This window comes from Mycobacterium sp. IS-3022 (assembly GCF_001500065.1).
GTDB lineage: Bacteria > Actinomycetota > Actinomycetes > Mycobacteriales > Mycobacteriaceae > Mycobacterium.
Genome location: NZ_LQIN01000004.1, coordinates 55,631 through 69,972, shown reverse-complemented (window position 1 = coordinate 69,972; position 14,342 = coordinate 55,631). Strand labels below are relative to the sequence as shown.

Sequence of the window (14,342 nt, the reverse complement as noted above, 5' to 3'; positions counted from 1 at the left end):
CGGTGCTACTGGGGTTGTCAACACCAGTGGTCGTGCAGGTCCCCGGCGCCGCGGCGCCGTGGGAGGCCGACGCCGGTATCGACGAACTGACTCAGATCGCCGTGACGGCAGACGAACTGGGATTCGACTACCTCACCTGCTCCGAACACGTGGCGGTTCCGTCCGCCGACGCCGCCATCCGCGGCGCCGTGTACTGGGACCCACTCGCCACCCTCGGGTTCCTCGCAGCCCACACCCGGCGGATCCGGTTGGCCACCTCGGTGCTCGTGCTCGGCTACCACCACCCGCTGGCGATCGCCAAGCGGTACGGCACCCTCGACACGGTCAGCGGCGGCCGGCTTGTTCTCGGTGTGGGAATAGGTTCGCTCACAGAAGAATTCGCGCTGCTCGGGGCGCCATGGGAGCGCCGAGCGGCGCGTGCGGACGACGCGATTCGCGCGCTTCGCGCGTCGCTGTCCACCGCGACACCGCGGTATCACGGCCAGTTCTACGACTACGACGGAATGACGGTGCTTCCGCACGCCCAGCAGACGCGGGTGCCGATCTGGGTCGGCGGCCGCACCGCGGCCTCCCTGCGCCGGGCTGTCGATCTGGCCGACGGCTGGATGCCGTTCGGCTTGGCGCCGAACGAAGTCCGCGCCATGCTTGCCGATGTCGATCCACCTACGCATTTCGAGGTGCTCCTTTCGGCCGTCCTGGACCCCGAGGCCGACCCCGACGGCACCCGGGCACGCCTGGCGATGCTGCGCGACTCGGGCGCCACCGCGGTCACGTGCGCGGTCCGGGCCGACAGCCCGCGGCACTACTGTGATCAGCTTGTCCGCCTTCGCGATATGGAGCAACAGTGACCGAACCCGAGATCCTGGCGCGGCTGCAACGTCTGGAAGACGAGCAAGCGATCGCCAAACTCATTGCCTCCTATGGCCCCTCGGTGGACGCCGGCAACGCCGACAACGCGGCACGACTGTGGGCCACCGACGGCACCTACGACGTCGAGGGCTGGGAGATGGTCGGCCGCTCCGGCGTGCACGACATGGTGAGCGCGTCCTCGCACCAAGATCTCGTGGCCCGCGGCTGCAGCCATTTCCTCGGCCCAGCGGTGGTGACGGTGGACGGTGACTCCGCGGTCGCGGTGTGCGAATCGCTGGTGGTGTTGCGCGATGACGCCGCCGGATACCGGGTCTGGCGAGCCACCGCCAATCACTTGACGCTCGAGCGCGTCGACGGACGGTGGCAGATCACCACCCGCACCAGCCGCGTGCTCGACGGGCAACCGTACGCGCGTGCACTGCTCGACGCGGGGCTGGCCGGCGACGCGGCACCACCCGGTGCCAACTGAGAGCCGCGTCAGCCCCTGGACAGAAACGACACCACGACGCTTTCGAATGCCTCTTTGGCCTCGATCATCGCCCAGTGCCCACAGTTCGGGAACACGTGCAACTCCGCGTTGGGAAGCGTGCGCATCGGGATCAGCGCCATGTCAAGGGGACTGACGCGATCGTCGCGTCCCCACGTCAGCAGCGTGGGGGCGGCAACTCTGTGCATCTGAGCCCACGGCAACGGGGCGTCGCTGCTGCGCATGAAAGCCATCATCTGCGCGAAAGCCGCCTTGCCGTACATGCGCCGCGCAGCCGCCAGGGTCTCCGGGTCGGTCGCGAGCTGCCACCGCTCCTCGACCAGCTGCTCGGTGACCAGCGACTGGTCGTAGACCATGGAGTTGAGCCAGTCGACGAGCCGCTGCCGCGTCGGGTCCTCGGTGAACTCCTGCAGGAGTCGAATGCCTTCGCTGGGGCCGGGGCTGAAGATGTTCGTGCCGATACCGCCGATGGTCACCAGCTTGCCGATACGGTCAGGATTGTTGATCGCGAAGTTGATTCCGACGCCGCCGCCCATGGAATTGCCCACGATGTCGACGCGATCGACTCCAAGCGCGTCGAGGAACGGCACCACCGCACCCTGAGCGGTGACCATCGGATGACCACCGAAGTCGTCGCTGACGCCGAACCCCGGGAACTCGAGGATCAGGCAACGGAAGCGCTCGGCGAAGGCGGGGAGCACGCCGCGGAAGTTGCGCCACCCGGTGACGCCGGGACCGGAGCCGTGGAGAAACAGCAGAACGGGTCCCTCGCCGACGTCGTAGTAGCGCAACACCCCCGCAGGTGTCGGTGCTTCCCGCAGATCGTTTTCGACTCGGGCGGTGAAGGCGGCGGTGTCGGTCACGATGTCAGCCTGCCATGCGCGGCCGCTGCGCCGTCGCGCTGTTCCGCTGATCGGACCGCTTGCGCGGTCTAGGCCGCGATCCGTCTGCGGCGGTACAGGGTCCCGGCCGCCAGCAGGACAAGGCTGACCACCAGAATCGCCGTCGCGAGCACATTGATTTGCGGCGGCACCGCGGCCTTGACCGCCGCATTCACATACAGCGGATAAGTCAGCGTCGAACCGCTGACGAAGTAGGTGATGATGAAGTCGTCGAGCGACAACGCGAACGAGAGCATGCCCGCCGCGACGACACCCGGGACGATCAGCGGCAGCGTCACCTTGAAGAAGGTGCGCGCAGGGCCGGCGCCCAAGTCCATGGACGCATCCTCGAGCGTCCAGTCGAAGCCCCGCACCCGGGCGCGCACGGTCATCGCGATGAAGCTGACCTCGAATGCGATATGCGCCAATACGATCGTCAGGTAGCCGGTGGCCCACCCCAGGTCGAGGAACAGCACCAGCAACGCCGCACCCATCACGACTTCGGGGGCGGTCAGTGGGAGCACCAGGAAGGTGTCCACCGCGCGCCGTCCCCGCCACCGCTGACGCACAAGCGCTATCGCCACCAGCGTGCCCAACACCAACGCGACCGCCGTCGAAACCGCCGCCACGTTGACGCTCAACTGCAGCGCCTCCGTCAGCGCCGGATACTTGAACGGCTCGGCCCAGTTGTCCAGCGTGAAACCCTGCCAGCTGTAGTTGAACTTGCCCTTCGGATCGTTGAAGGAGAACAGCACGATCACGAAGATCGGCAGGAACAGATACAGCAGCACCAGGCCCGCGACGATCCGTAGCAGCACATCGCCCCATCGCGCGGATCCCTTGACCCGCTTGGCCGGCGCCGGACTCGTCGCGGCGTTCATCGCCTGCAGCGTCATACGAGTTCCTCCGTGCCCAACGCCCGCGTGTACAGCAGGACCCCCGCCAGGATGAGACCCATCAGCATCATGCTCAGCGCCGCCGCGGCCGGATAGTCCTTGACCACCAGGAACTGCTGCTGAATCACGTTGCCGATCATCGTCGTCTGCGTGCTGCCGAGATACTCGGCGTTGATGAAGTCACCCGCGGCCGGGATGAAGACCAGCAGGCTGCCGGCCAGTAGACCCGGCATCGACAGCGGCAGAATGACTTTCGTGAAGCTACGGGTGTTCGATGAATACAGATCCCTGGAGGCTTCGATCAACCGCGGGTCGATCTTCTCCAGGCTGACGTACAACGGCAGGATCATGAAGATGATCCAGTTGTAGGTGAGTCCACCGATGACGGCCCAACTGGTCGACAACAGCCGGCCCTCGCCGGGCAGCAGCCCGATCGCGCCCAGTGCCCCGACCAACCAACCGTCATCGGCCAGAATGGTTTTCCACGCGATGGTGCGGATCAGAAACGTCACGAAGAACGGCAGGATCACCAGGCCGAGGAGCAGATTCTTGAACCTGCCGGCCTTGAATGCGATCACATAGGCAAGCGGGAAGGACAGCAGCGCGCACAGCACCGTCGCCGTGACGGCGTAGCCGAATGATCGCAGAATCTGGTCTTGATACTCGCCGAACGCCTCGGTGTAGTTCGCGAAGTCCCACGAAAACGTCAGTGTCGGAAGGAATATCGAACCGCTCGCCGTCGACAGCGATGTCCGGGCCAACGAGACGAACGGCACGACGAAGAACACCGCAAGGTAGACCATCGCGGGCAGGATCATCAGATACGGTGCAATCCTGCTGCGCTGTCGACCGCTGCCGGCGACGCCTGCCATGCCTCAACCGCCGGTGACAGCTGCGTACATCGTGGCGTACTGCTGCTTCTGCTCGTCCTCGAGCGGCGCCCAGGCCTTGATCCGGTCGAGCGTGGCTTGCGGCGGGTTGATCAGTTCATTCTTGGCCAGGTTCGGGTTGATCTTGTCGAGCTCGCGGGTCATGTCCGAGAGCACCGGCACGAACTGCGTGAAGGCGATCAGCTTGGCGTAGTTGGCCCGGTCGTAGACGTAGTCGATCCACGCCTCGGCCGCCTTCTGGTTCTGCGTCGTGTACGGGATCACCATGGTGTCGACGAAGTCGGTGCCGCCGGATTCCGGGACCACGAATTGCAGGTCGGGGTTATCGGCCTGCAGCTGCACGACATCACCCGAATACGCTTGCGCCAGCACGACATTGCCCGCGGCCAGGTCGTCGGCGTAGTCGTTTCCGGTGAACCTACGGATCTGCCCCCTGTCGTTCTGCTCGCGGACGAGGTCGACCGCCTTCTGTACCGACTCTGTGTTGGGAGATGCGGGGTCGCCCCCCTGCGACTGCATGATCATGCCAAGGCCGTCCTGGAAATCGGAGAGCATGCTGACGCGGCCTTTGAACGCCGGATCCCACAGGTCGTCGACCCTGGAGATCTCCCGCCCGGCGGCGGCGCGGTTGTACGCGAGACCGACCATGCCCGTCAGGTACGGCGCGCTGAACTTGCGACCGGGGTCCATCGGCGCGTCGAGCATGTCGCGACGCAGATTCTTCTTGTTCGGGATGCCGCCTTCGCTGAAATCGTTGAGCCAGTTCAGCTTGCGGACCTGGGTCGCCATGAACGCCGTCGGCACCACGAGGTCGGCGCCGATGTCCTGCTTGCGTGACAGCGGTTCCTTGACCTTGGCGAACCATTCCTCGTTGTCGTTGAAGTCCTCCTTGTAGTCGACGGTGATGCCCGAGGCTTGCTGGAAGGCCGCGATGAACCCATCGGCCATGTACAGCGGCCAGTTCGAAATCCGTAGTGTGCCGCTCGCCGGTCCGCCGTCTTCGGTGGTGGTGCCCGAGGGGCTGGTGTCGGAACCGCATGCCGCCAGGAAGGACGGGCCGAGGGCGAGTGCGGCGGCCGCCGCCGCGGTGCCCCCGCCGATGAAGCGTCGACGTGACACGCGGCGAGAATCTGCGGCTTCTATGCGTGCGGACATGGCGGCTGTGCCTTTCGTCGGAGGGAGGGGAGTGCGTCGACAACCATCGACTCAGGAGTCGTCGAGCATCTCCTCGAGGTCCTCAGTGGTGGGGATGTCGGCCGCGGGCAGGACGAGCGAGGCCTCCGGCGCCCAGCAGACGTGGACGTCGTCGCCCGGCCGCAGCAGCGGCAGGTTTTGTTCAGGACCGACGTGGGCGACGATCATCGAATCGTCCGGCGCGGCCAGCGTCAGCCGGACCACGGGCCCCTGGAAGGTGAGGTCGGTGACGGTCGCGCGCACGGCTGCGGCGTCGCCGGTTGGCGCATCCTGGGAAAGGGGAGTGACACGGACGCGCTCGGGGCGCACCATCAGCGTCGCGTGCCCGCCGGGTTCGATCGCGGTCTCGCCGGCCCGGGCCTTCAACCGGGTCCCGAGCGCCTCGATGTCGACGAAGTCGCGGTGCACCGGCCCGGTCTGCGTGCCCGCCCACAGGTTCGCCTGCCCGATGAAACTCGCGACGAAAACCGTTGCGGGTCGGTCGTATATCTCGGTGGGGGTGCCGATCTGGTCGACATTGCCGGCGTTCATGACCGCGATGCGGTCACTCATGGTCAGCGCTTCCTCCTGGTCGTGGGTGACGTAGACGAACGTGATGCCGACCTCGCGCTGGATCCGCTTGAGCTCGTCCTGCATGGCGTGGCGGAGCTTGAGGTCCAGCGCGCCGAGTGGTTCGTCGAGCAGCAGCGCGCTCGGGTAGTTCACCAACGCCCGGGCCAGCGCCACACGCTGCTGTTGGCCACCGGAGAGCTGGCCGGGCCTGCGGTCGGCGTAATCGGTCAGCCGCACGATCTCCAAGAGGTCGCCGACCCGTTTGCGGACTGTGCCTTTCCCGTGGGCCTTGTCCAGCTTCCTGCTGCGCGGGCCGTAAGCGACGTTGTCCCACACCGACATGTGCGGGAACAGTGCATAGTGCTGAAACACCGTGTTGACACTGCGTTTGTGCGGCGGCACCCGCGACACGTCGGCGCCCTCGAGGCGGATCGCGCCGGCGCTCGGGGTTTCGAACCCGGCGATCATGCGCAACGTGGTGGTCTTGCCGCAGCCCGACGGTCCGAGGATCGAAAAGAACTCACCCGACGCAATGGAGAAGTCCGCGTCGGCCACGGCGACATCGCCGCCGAACTGTTTCGTCACGTGGTCGAGCTCGATGACCGGGGCACCTCTGGGGCGGGTCGCCTCGTCGTGTCCCGATGATCGGTCAACCGCGGTGGTGTGTGAGCCGGTCAGTGCGGATCCTCCTCCGGTGTCTCGGTCAGTTTTCCAGCAGAAGGCGCTGGTCGGGGGAAATACCGTTTACCAGTCCCGCTTCGCCGGGTACGGCATTGGGCATGGCAGCAGTGGATGTTTCGGTGTCATCGGATCTCGAGCCGCACAAGGCGTGGGCGTTGGCGTCGGATCTGAGCCGGTTCGACGAATGGCTGACGATCTTCGGCGGTTGGCGCAGCGAGGTGCCGTCGGACATCGAGGTAGGTACCTGTGTGTCCTCGTTGATCAAGGTCAAAGGCTTCCGCAACACCATCCATTGGCGCGTCACCCGCTATGACGAGCCGAAGGTCATCGAGATGATCGGCCGCGGCAGGCCGGGTATCCGCATCTGCCTGACGCTCTGTGTCCGCGACGAGAAACCGGGTTCGACGTTCCAGGTGGTCGCCGATCTCTCCGGCGGACTGTTGAACACTCGCATCGGCAACCTGGTCGCCAAGGTGATCGAGTCCGATGTGCGTAAGTCGGTCACCAACCTCGCCGCGCTTCGCTGAACCACTGGCCGGACCGTCAGCCCCATTCGTGGTTCATCGCGCGCGACTCGTAGCGCGCCTCGACGGAATCGATGCGCCGTGGCGTCGGCCGCGATACCGCGATCAACACCAAGGCCAACAGGGCCGTCACCGCGCCTCCGAGGAAGATCGCGAAGAAACTGCTCTCCATCGGTACTCCGGTGCCGGGCGTCGACCGGCTGAGCAGCATGGCCACCAGCGCGGCGGCCATCGAGCTGCCGATCGTGCGCGCGATCGCGTTCATGCTGGTCGCCACACCGGTTTCGCCGGCGCCGACCTCGCTGACGACCAGCGCCGGCAGCGCGCCGTAGCCGAGGCTGATGTATGCGTTGGCGAGGATGCCCGCGACGATGACCTGCCAGGTGTGGGAGTGGGCGAACGTGACGAACAGGAACCCGGCGATGCCCGCCACCGCCGCCAGCATGAGCACCGGCCGGGCACCGAAGCGGTCGATGTAGCGCCCGCTGACCAACGCGACGAGAAATCCAGTGAACGCGCCGGGCAACAGATAGACGACGCTGGCTTCCAACACCGACGCGCCGAAACCGTACCCCGCACCGCCACGGGGTATTTGGACGAACAGGGTCAATCCGAGGAACGCGAAGTACAGCCCCATACCGACGAAGATCGTGGCGAGGTTGGTGAGCATGATCGGCCGCCGCGTGAGCATCGTCGTCGACACCAGCGGTTGTCTCGCTCGCCGCTCCCAGCACCACCACCCGGTCAGCACAGCCGCACCGCCGAGCGCGCAGCCGAGGGTGGCAGGTGACGTCCATGCCCACGTCTGGCCCTGGGTGATCGCCAGCAGCAGAGCCGACAAGCCCACCGCCAACCCGGTGGCGCCGAGCCAATCGATGGTTCCGGCGGCGCTGCGCGGACGCCGCGGCACCACCAGAAGCACGATCGCGATCACCATCACCGTGAACGCCGTCGTCAGCCAGAACACCCGGTGGTAGCCGGCGTCACCGCTCATCAGCAACCCGACCACGACGAGGCCCGTCCCGCCGCCGAACCCCAACGTGCCGGACAGCACCGCCATCGCCGACATCAGCCGCTCGGAGGACAGTTCCTCGCGCAGGATGGCGATGCTGATCGGATACAGGGCGTAGGACGCGGCCTGCAGCACACGCGCGACGATGAGCAGCTCGAGCGACGACGTGGTGGCGGCGAGCAGCGATCCGGCGAGCACGACGACGAGCACGCCGAGCAGCACCCGGTGCTTACTGTGCAGGTCGGCGAGCCGCCCGAGCAGCGGTGTCGCGGCGACGGCGGCGAGCAGGTTCGCGGTGACGGCCCAACTCACCCCGACGATGGACGCGTCCAGCTGGTCGGCGATGATGCCGAGCACCGGAACGACGGCGGTCTGCAGGACGGCGACGGTGAGCACGACGATGGACAGCCCGGCGACCAGCAGGCGCGGCGACTGGAGTGGTGGGAGACCGGTCGAGCGTGTCGTGTCGGTGTCGACCACGCCCGCTCCGATCGTTAGCCCATCTTCGGTTCTGTCGATTATGTCCGGTGGTCCGCGGGAGCCGGTGCCGGGTCTGCACCGTCCGGTGTGGTGGCGATGAAGTCGTCGAGCAGATCCACCACCTCACTCGGGCGTTCCACGTGCGGGAAGTGGCCGACGCCTTCGAGCACTTCGAGCCGGCATTCGGGCCGCGCTTCTTGCGCCATGTACGCGTGGTCGACCGGGATGATGCGATCCTGGTCACCCCAGATAGCCATGACGGGCATCTCCGATGCGACGTGCAGCCGGTTCAGCGCGCTGACCGCCTGCCCGCGATAGTCGACCACGGAGCGCAGCGTGCGAAGGAACGCGTGGCGGGTCTGGGCGTCTGCAAGTGAGGAATAGGCGCTCCACATCTCTGCGCCTCGGGGCGATTGGATACCAGCGGTGGAGAACCAGTTGCGCAGCCTGTTGCCCGCGGCCAGGATCGCCCGCGGCGCGATGAGTGGGAGCAAAAACTCCGAACCGGGCGCCGACAGCAGCCGCAGCGTCCAGCCCACATCGGGACCCAGACCGCCGCTGCTGATGAGCACCAGCCGTTGACACCGGTCGGGGTGTTGATAGACAAACTGCATGGCCACGCCGCCGCCGAGCGATTGCCCGACCACGGTGGCACGGGAAATTTTCAGCTCGTCGAGTAGATCGCGCAGCCACACCGCGAACGCGCCCAGGGAGTAGTCGCCGCGCGGCTTGTCGGACTGACCGTGTCCCAGCAGGTCGGGTGCGACCACGCGGTATTTCCGCGACAACTGGGGGATGACGGCCCGCCACGTTTCGGAACTGCCGGCCATTCCGTGGATCAACAACAATGCCTCTTCGCCGTCACCGATGTCTCGATAGGCCACACGGTCACCGTGCAACTCGAGAAAGTTGATGTCGGTCATGTGTGACTGGCCCCTTCGCGGTCGTCCACAGTGCCTACCCAGAAACCGCGAGTGGTATCGCCCGGGTCGCCGCCGCGCTCGGACGCGAGTTCCTCGACCGACATACCGTCGACCAGTCGATCCAGTGCGCCGGTCATCGTCGGGCACTCGCGCACCGGGTGATCCGTCGGACAGTGCAGGGCGTGGGTGAGGAAGTCCTGCGCGCCGCGGGCCTGGGCGATGACGTCGTCGAGGTGGGCGATCTGCTCGCGAACGAGGTCGCGCCATTGCGGGCTGGGCGCGTCGAGGACCGCGGCGGCGGTGTCGAGCGGCAGCCCCAATCGGTGAAAGATCTTGAGGAACGCCAACCGGCGAAGCTCCTCGGGCCCGTACATGCGGGTGCCGGCGCGCCGCGCCTGCGGGCACACCAGGCCGCGCTCGTCGTAGTACCGCAGAGCCGACGACGTCATCTGGAGCCGGGCCGCCGCCTCGCCGATCGGGATCGTTTCCATACCGACATTTGACTTCAAGTCGACTTGAACCGGCAAGCTCGCAACCATGACATCTCCCGTGGAAATGCCCGCCAACCACCACGCCGACCACCCGGGCTTCTCCGGCCCCGTGGGAGCGTTGTGCGGGCTTGCCTTTCTGATCGTGGGCCGCGCCAATGCGCGCCTGGCCGCCGACGCCGTCGGGGTGTCCCGACAGGACAGGGTGGTCGACATCGGATGCGGGCCCGGCACGGCCGCCCGTGAGGCAGCACGCCGCGGCGCGACGGTGACCGGCGTCGACCCCGCCCCGGTGATGCTTCGGCTCGCCCGCCTCTGCACGCGCGACGCGGCGATCGACTGGCGACAGGGCGTCGCCGAGCGGGTGCCACTGCCGGACGGTTCGGCCACGGTGGTGTGGTCGCTGGCGACGGTGCACCACTGGAAGGACCTGGACGCCGGGCTGAGCGAGGCGCACCGGCTGTTGGTCCCGGGTGGCCGACTGCTCGCCGTCGAGCGTCAATCACCACCGGGAGCGACGGGTATCGCCAGTCACGGATGGACCCGGCAGCAAGTCGATTCCTTTGTGGCGCAGTGCCGCTCCGCGGGCTTCGGCGACATCGAGGCGGAGACCCGGAAAGTGGGCCGCCGCGACGTGTGGGTGGTGCGGGCCAACCGACCGTGACCGGCGGACAATGAAACCGTGGCGCGCGCGACGGGGTCCGATGCCGTCGTCTTCCTCACCGGAGACGTGATGACGGGTCGCGGCATCGATCAGATCCTGCCGCACCCGGGAGACCCGAGGCTGCGCGAATCCGTGGTCTCCGATGCCCGAACCTATGTGCGGCTCGCCGAGCGCATCAACGGACCCGTTCCCGCGCCGGTCGACGTCAGTTGGCCGTGGGGAGACGCGCTGTCGATCCTCGACGAGATGACTCCCGATGTCCGCGTGATCAACCTGGAAACGAGCGTCACGACCAGCAGCGAGTTCGCACCCCGCAAGGCGGTGCACTACCGGATGCACCCGCACAACATCGGTTGCCTCAGCGCGGTCAGGCCCGACGTCTGCGTGCTCGCGAACAACCACACTCTTGACTTCGGCCATGCCGGTCTGGCTGAGACGTTGCGCGTCGTCGGCGGTGAAACACGCTGTGCCGGAGCGGGTTCAGACATCGAAGAGGCTTCGCGACCGGCGGTCGTCGAGATGTCCGGTGGTACCCGCGCAGTGGTGAGCGCGATCGGTTTCCCCTCGAGCGGCATCCCGTCGGGCTGGGCCGCGACGGACAGCCGGCCCGGTGTTGCGCTTGTTTCCGACCTGTCCGACTGCGCCGCAGCGGCGGTCGCGGGCCGCACCCTGGCCGAGAAGCGGCCCGGCGACATCACCGTCGTATCGATGCACTGGGGCTCGAATTGGGGCTACGAGGTCGACGAGGCGCAAATCCGCTTCGCGCATCGGCTCGTCGATGAGGGCGTCGATGTCGTACACGGTCATTCGTCCCACCATCCGCGACCGATCGAGGTGTATCGCGGCAAGCTGATCCTGTACGGGTGCGGCGACACGATCGACGACTACGAGGGCATCGCCACATACGAGGCGTTCCGGCACGATCTGCGATTGCTGTACTTCGCGTCGATTGACCGCCACAGCGGCCGACTCACCCAGCTGACACTGGTGCCGATGAGGATGCGCCGGATGCGGCTCGAACGCGCCGCGGATTCGGATGCCGAATGGCTGCGCGCGTCGGTTGAGCAGATGAGCGCCCGGTTCGCCACGAGGGTGCGCTGGGAGTCGGACGGGGCGTTGACGGTCGTCTGGTAGCTTTACGGTCGGCTAGTAAAAACTTGACGATCGTAAAGCAGGATTTTGTGATGGTTGGCGCCGCGATGGACAGAACCGACGCCACGGACACCCGGCAGCGCCTCATCGACGCCGCGGTCGCGCTGTTTACCCGACACAGCTTCGCCGGGACGTCACTGCAGATGATCGCCGACGAACTCGGATTCACGAAAGCGGCGATATACCACCACTTTCGGACCCGTGAGGAGCTTCTCGGGGCGGTGCTCGAGCCGATACTGGGGGAGCTGCGCACGGTCGTCGAAGCGGCGGAAGAACGCGGCACCCCGCACGCCAGGGCGGAATGGATGCTGAGCGGTTACGCGGATGTGGCCGTGCGCAACCGGGGGCTCGTCGCGGTCCTGGCCGCCGACCCCAGCGTCGCCACCGCGCTGCAGCAGCGTCGCGACTGGCGCGATCTGATCACCCGGCAGCTGCGACTGCTCGCCGATGTCGAACCGGGCCCGGCGGGGGAGATCAAGGCGGCGATGGTCTTCGCGGGCCTGGCCGGAGCGGTGGGACCGATGTGGGTGCAGTTCGACGACGCTGCACTGGCCGCACATCTGATGGACGCAGGCAGACGAACGCTGGGATTGCGAACGCCACGGCGCTCAACGCATCAACGAAAGGGATGAGCAGATGAAGACAGCGGTGGTCACGGGCGGCGGCTCGGGGATCGGTCGTGCGGTCGTGGACAGGCTTCGCGCCGGTGGGTACCACGTCGCCGTCGTCGACCTGACGCCGAACGAGGACGAGTTGGCGTTCACCGCCGATGTGACCGACCGCGAACAGGTCGACGCCGCGGTGTCGGCCGTCCGCGCCCGACTCGGGCCGGTGACGATCCTGGTCAATGCTGCTGGCCTCGACGGGTTCTCGCGGTTCAGCGACATCACGTTCGAGCAATGGCAGCGCGTCATCGACGTCAACCTCAACGGCGTCTTCCACTGCATCCAGGCCGTGTTGTCCGACATGGTCGAGGCGGGCTGGGGCAGGATCGTCAACACCTCCTCGTCGAGCACCCACTCCGGCGCGCCGTACATGGCGCACTATGTTGCGGCGAAGTCGGCGGTCAACGGCCTGACGAAAACGTTGGCACTGGAGTACGGCCCAGCCGGTATCACGGTGAACGCCGTGCCGCCCGGCTTCATCGACACCCCGATGCTGCGGGCGGCCGAGGCGCGGGGCAACCTCGGGAACATCCAGGCCACCATCGATGCGACGCCCGTGCGCCGCATGGGAAAGCCCGAAGACATCGCGGCGGCATGCGCATTCCTGATCTCGGAAGAGGCCGGCTACATCACCGGGCAGATCCTCGGCGTCAACGGCGGTCGCAACACCTGACCGCCGGCCCGCCGACACCTTGTGCGAAGATCCGCCAATGACCACCGAGCCTGCGTATTTCACCCCGACCACGGACGGTAAATTCATGCCGACCGTGTTCGCCCAAAGCCATTGGGGCGATGACCACCTCAACGGTCCATCCATCGTCGGGTTGGCTGCGCAGACGCTGGAGAACCACTACGGCTCAGCCGAGTTCATGCCGACACGGCTCACGGTGGATCTGTTTCGGGCCGCGCGAAACGTCCCCACCACCGTCGAGGTACGGCTGATACGGGACGGACGCCGAGTGCGTAACGCGGAATGCGATGTGGTGCAGGACGGCCGCCCGGTCGCACATGCCACCCTCGTGCAGTACCGGCGGTCGTCGCCGCCACCCGGGCAGGAATGGGCCACACCGGATTCTGCTCCCGAGCTTCCTGAGCGAGACGACACGCTGGCGCCGTACATCGGCAGCGACGACGGCGGATGGACACGTTCACCCGCCGCGCACCAGAACACCTCACGCAAGCGCTTCTACTTTTCGAGTGCGAACATCGTTGCGGGCGAGAAGGTTTCGCCGTTCGCCAGAGCCGTCACGGTCGCGGAGTCGACCAGCCTGGTGACCAACCTCGGCACCGACGGAATCGGCTATATCAACGGGGATCTGACCGTCGCGATGTCGCGACTACCGGTCGACGACTGGATCCTCGTGCAGGGCGACTCGCACTGGGCGGCCGACGGCATCGCAGTGGGGACCGCGACGTTGTTCGACCGCCAGGGCGCGTTCGGGTCCGGCATGGTGACGGCGGTGGCGAACCCGGCCGCGCAGATCGACTTCAGGAATCGACCATTCCCGAGGGGCGAGATCAACTACGAGTGATCACGGCTCCACCAGGCGGTCAGGGCTTCTTCCGCGTTGTCCGGCCGCCCGAGGACTTCTTGCTCGGCGGCTGGCTCGAACCTCGACTCGCGAACCGGCCGACGGTGGAAACGCCTGGGATACGCGACACGGAGTTGTACACCTCGTTGCCGGTCGCCACAAGCGCCTCGAGTTGGGGCAGGATCGAGTCCATGGTCCGGATCATCGGATCGGCCAGTGCGAGATAGCGTTCCGCGCGGTCGATCGCCGTGTTGAGGCGCTCGGTAGCAGTGGCCAGATTCTCGATGAGATCCGGCAATTGACTAGCCAGCTGTATCGATGCCGGCGGAATGCGCATGGCTTCGCTCGCGAGCGACTGTGCGGTATCGGCCGCCGACTGTGCGGCTTCCTTGATCTCCTTGGGAGTCGGAACCTTGGGGCTCATGTGACAACGATGCCGCACTGTGATCGC

Annotated in this window: 17 protein-coding genes; 8 read left to right on the top strand and 9 right to left on the bottom strand. The window is 66.6% G+C overall.

Going from position 1 to position 14,342, the window contains the following annotated elements:
* Positions 1 to 2: 2 nt before the first annotated feature.
* Both AU188_RS05380 and AU188_RS05375 read left to right on the top strand, forming a co-directional pair.
* Entirely contained in the window at positions 3 to 848 is an 846-nt protein-coding gene (locus AU188_RS05380; RefSeq protein WP_059162704.1) for an LLM class F420-dependent oxidoreductase, read from the top strand.
* Positions 845 to 1,339 carry a nuclear transport factor 2 family protein gene (locus tag AU188_RS05375; RefSeq protein ID WP_059162703.1) on the top strand — a complete coding sequence of 165 codons (495 nt, stop codon included), beginning with the start codon at positions 845 to 847 and terminating at the stop codon, positions 1,337 to 1,339. The genes AU188_RS05380 and AU188_RS05375 overlap by 4 nt, the downstream gene beginning before the upstream one ends.
* Positions 1,340 to 1,347: 8 nt before the next feature.
* Here AU188_RS05375 and AU188_RS05370 read toward each other — a convergent pair whose 3' ends face one another.
* The 5 genes from AU188_RS05370 to AU188_RS05350 all read right to left on the bottom strand — a co-directional run bounded on the left by AU188_RS05370 (position 1,348) and on the right by AU188_RS05350 (position 6,355).
* Complete coding sequence (locus tag AU188_RS05370) at positions 1,348 to 2,220, bottom strand: alpha/beta fold hydrolase (protein ID WP_059162702.1); 873 nt, start codon at positions 2,218 to 2,220, stop codon at positions 1,348 to 1,350.
* A 68-nt stretch (positions 2,221 to 2,288) separates the two neighbouring features.
* Entirely contained in the window at positions 2,289 to 3,134 is an 846-nt protein-coding gene (locus AU188_RS05365) for an ABC transporter permease (protein WP_059162701.1), read from the bottom strand.
* The gene (locus AU188_RS05360) at positions 3,131 to 4,006 is read right to left on the bottom strand and encodes an ABC transporter permease (RefSeq protein WP_059162700.1); all 876 of its coding nucleotides are present in this window, start codon (positions 4,004 to 4,006) and stop codon (positions 3,131 to 3,133) included. Before AU188_RS05360 ends, AU188_RS05365 begins: the two co-directional genes overlap by 4 nt.
* 3 nt (positions 4,007 to 4,009) lie before the next feature.
* Complete coding sequence (locus AU188_RS05355; protein ID WP_059162699.1) at positions 4,010 to 5,179, bottom strand: polyamine ABC transporter substrate-binding protein; 1,170 nt, start codon at positions 5,177 to 5,179, stop codon at positions 4,010 to 4,012.
* Positions 5,180 to 5,230: 51 nt separating this feature from the next.
* A complete protein-coding gene (locus tag AU188_RS05350; protein WP_059162698.1) occupies positions 5,231 to 6,355 on the bottom strand; it encodes an ABC transporter ATP-binding protein in 1,125 nt (374 codons plus the stop codon).
* A gap of 194 nt (positions 6,356 to 6,549) precedes the next feature.
* Here AU188_RS05350 and AU188_RS05345 point away from each other — a divergent pair, with 194 nt between their 5' ends.
* Positions 6,550 to 6,978 (top strand): type II toxin-antitoxin system Rv0910 family toxin, encoded by a 429-nt coding sequence (locus AU188_RS05345; RefSeq protein WP_059162697.1) that lies wholly within the window; start codon positions 6,550 to 6,552, stop codon positions 6,976 to 6,978.
* A gap of 16 nt (positions 6,979 to 6,994) precedes the next feature.
* On the opposite strand, the gene AU188_RS05340 is transcribed toward AU188_RS05345, so the two are convergent.
* The 3 genes from AU188_RS05340 to AU188_RS05330 are packed head-to-tail and all read right to left on the bottom strand — an operon-like array spanning position 6,995 to position 9,881.
* Positions 6,995 to 8,467 carry an MFS transporter gene (locus tag AU188_RS05340; RefSeq protein ID WP_059162696.1) on the bottom strand — a complete coding sequence of 491 codons (1,473 nt, stop codon included), beginning with the start codon at positions 8,465 to 8,467 and terminating at the stop codon, positions 6,995 to 6,997.
* Between the two features lie 38 nt (positions 8,468 to 8,505).
* Complete coding sequence (locus tag AU188_RS05335) at positions 8,506 to 9,390, bottom strand: alpha/beta fold hydrolase (protein WP_059162695.1); 885 nt, start codon at positions 9,388 to 9,390, stop codon at positions 8,506 to 8,508.
* The gene (locus tag AU188_RS05330; RefSeq protein ID WP_082686499.1) at positions 9,387 to 9,881 is read right to left on the bottom strand and encodes a MerR family transcriptional regulator; all 495 of its coding nucleotides are present in this window, start codon (positions 9,879 to 9,881) and stop codon (positions 9,387 to 9,389) included. The genes AU188_RS05335 and AU188_RS05330 overlap by 4 nt, the downstream gene beginning before the upstream one ends.
* Before the next feature lie 46 nt (positions 9,882 to 9,927).
* Here AU188_RS05330 and AU188_RS05325 point away from each other — a divergent pair, with 46 nt between their 5' ends.
* Genes AU188_RS05325 through AU188_RS05305 form a run of 5 tightly spaced genes read left to right on the top strand, consistent with a single transcriptional unit; the run spans position 9,928 to position 13,891 of the window.
* Complete coding sequence (locus tag AU188_RS05325) at positions 9,928 to 10,542, top strand: class I SAM-dependent methyltransferase (RefSeq protein ID WP_059162694.1); 615 nt, start codon at positions 9,928 to 9,930, stop codon at positions 10,540 to 10,542.
* An 18-nt stretch (positions 10,543 to 10,560) separates the two neighbouring features.
* The gene (locus tag AU188_RS05320) at positions 10,561 to 11,676 is read left to right on the top strand and encodes a CapA family protein (protein ID WP_156426587.1); all 1,116 of its coding nucleotides are present in this window, start codon (positions 10,561 to 10,563) and stop codon (positions 11,674 to 11,676) included.
* 50 nt (positions 11,677 to 11,726) lie between these two features.
* Positions 11,727 to 12,326 carry a TetR/AcrR family transcriptional regulator gene (locus AU188_RS05315; RefSeq protein WP_156426586.1) on the top strand — a complete coding sequence of 200 codons (600 nt, stop codon included), beginning with the start codon at positions 11,727 to 11,729 and terminating at the stop codon, positions 12,324 to 12,326.
* A gap of 4 nt (positions 12,327 to 12,330) precedes the next feature.
* Positions 12,331 to 13,032 carry an SDR family NAD(P)-dependent oxidoreductase gene (locus tag AU188_RS05310; protein ID WP_059162693.1) on the top strand — a complete coding sequence of 234 codons (702 nt, stop codon included), beginning with the start codon at positions 12,331 to 12,333 and terminating at the stop codon, positions 13,030 to 13,032.
* A 37-nt stretch (positions 13,033 to 13,069) separates the two neighbouring features.
* Complete coding sequence (locus AU188_RS05305; protein WP_059162692.1) at positions 13,070 to 13,891, top strand: thioesterase family protein; 822 nt, start codon at positions 13,070 to 13,072, stop codon at positions 13,889 to 13,891.
* A gap of 19 nt (positions 13,892 to 13,910) precedes the next feature.
* Here the strand turns inward: AU188_RS05305 and AU188_RS05300 are convergent, their stop codons facing one another.
* Complete coding sequence (locus tag AU188_RS05300; protein ID WP_059162691.1) at positions 13,911 to 14,315, bottom strand: hypothetical protein; 405 nt, start codon at positions 14,313 to 14,315, stop codon at positions 13,911 to 13,913.
* Positions 14,316 to 14,342: the final 27 nt, after the last annotated feature.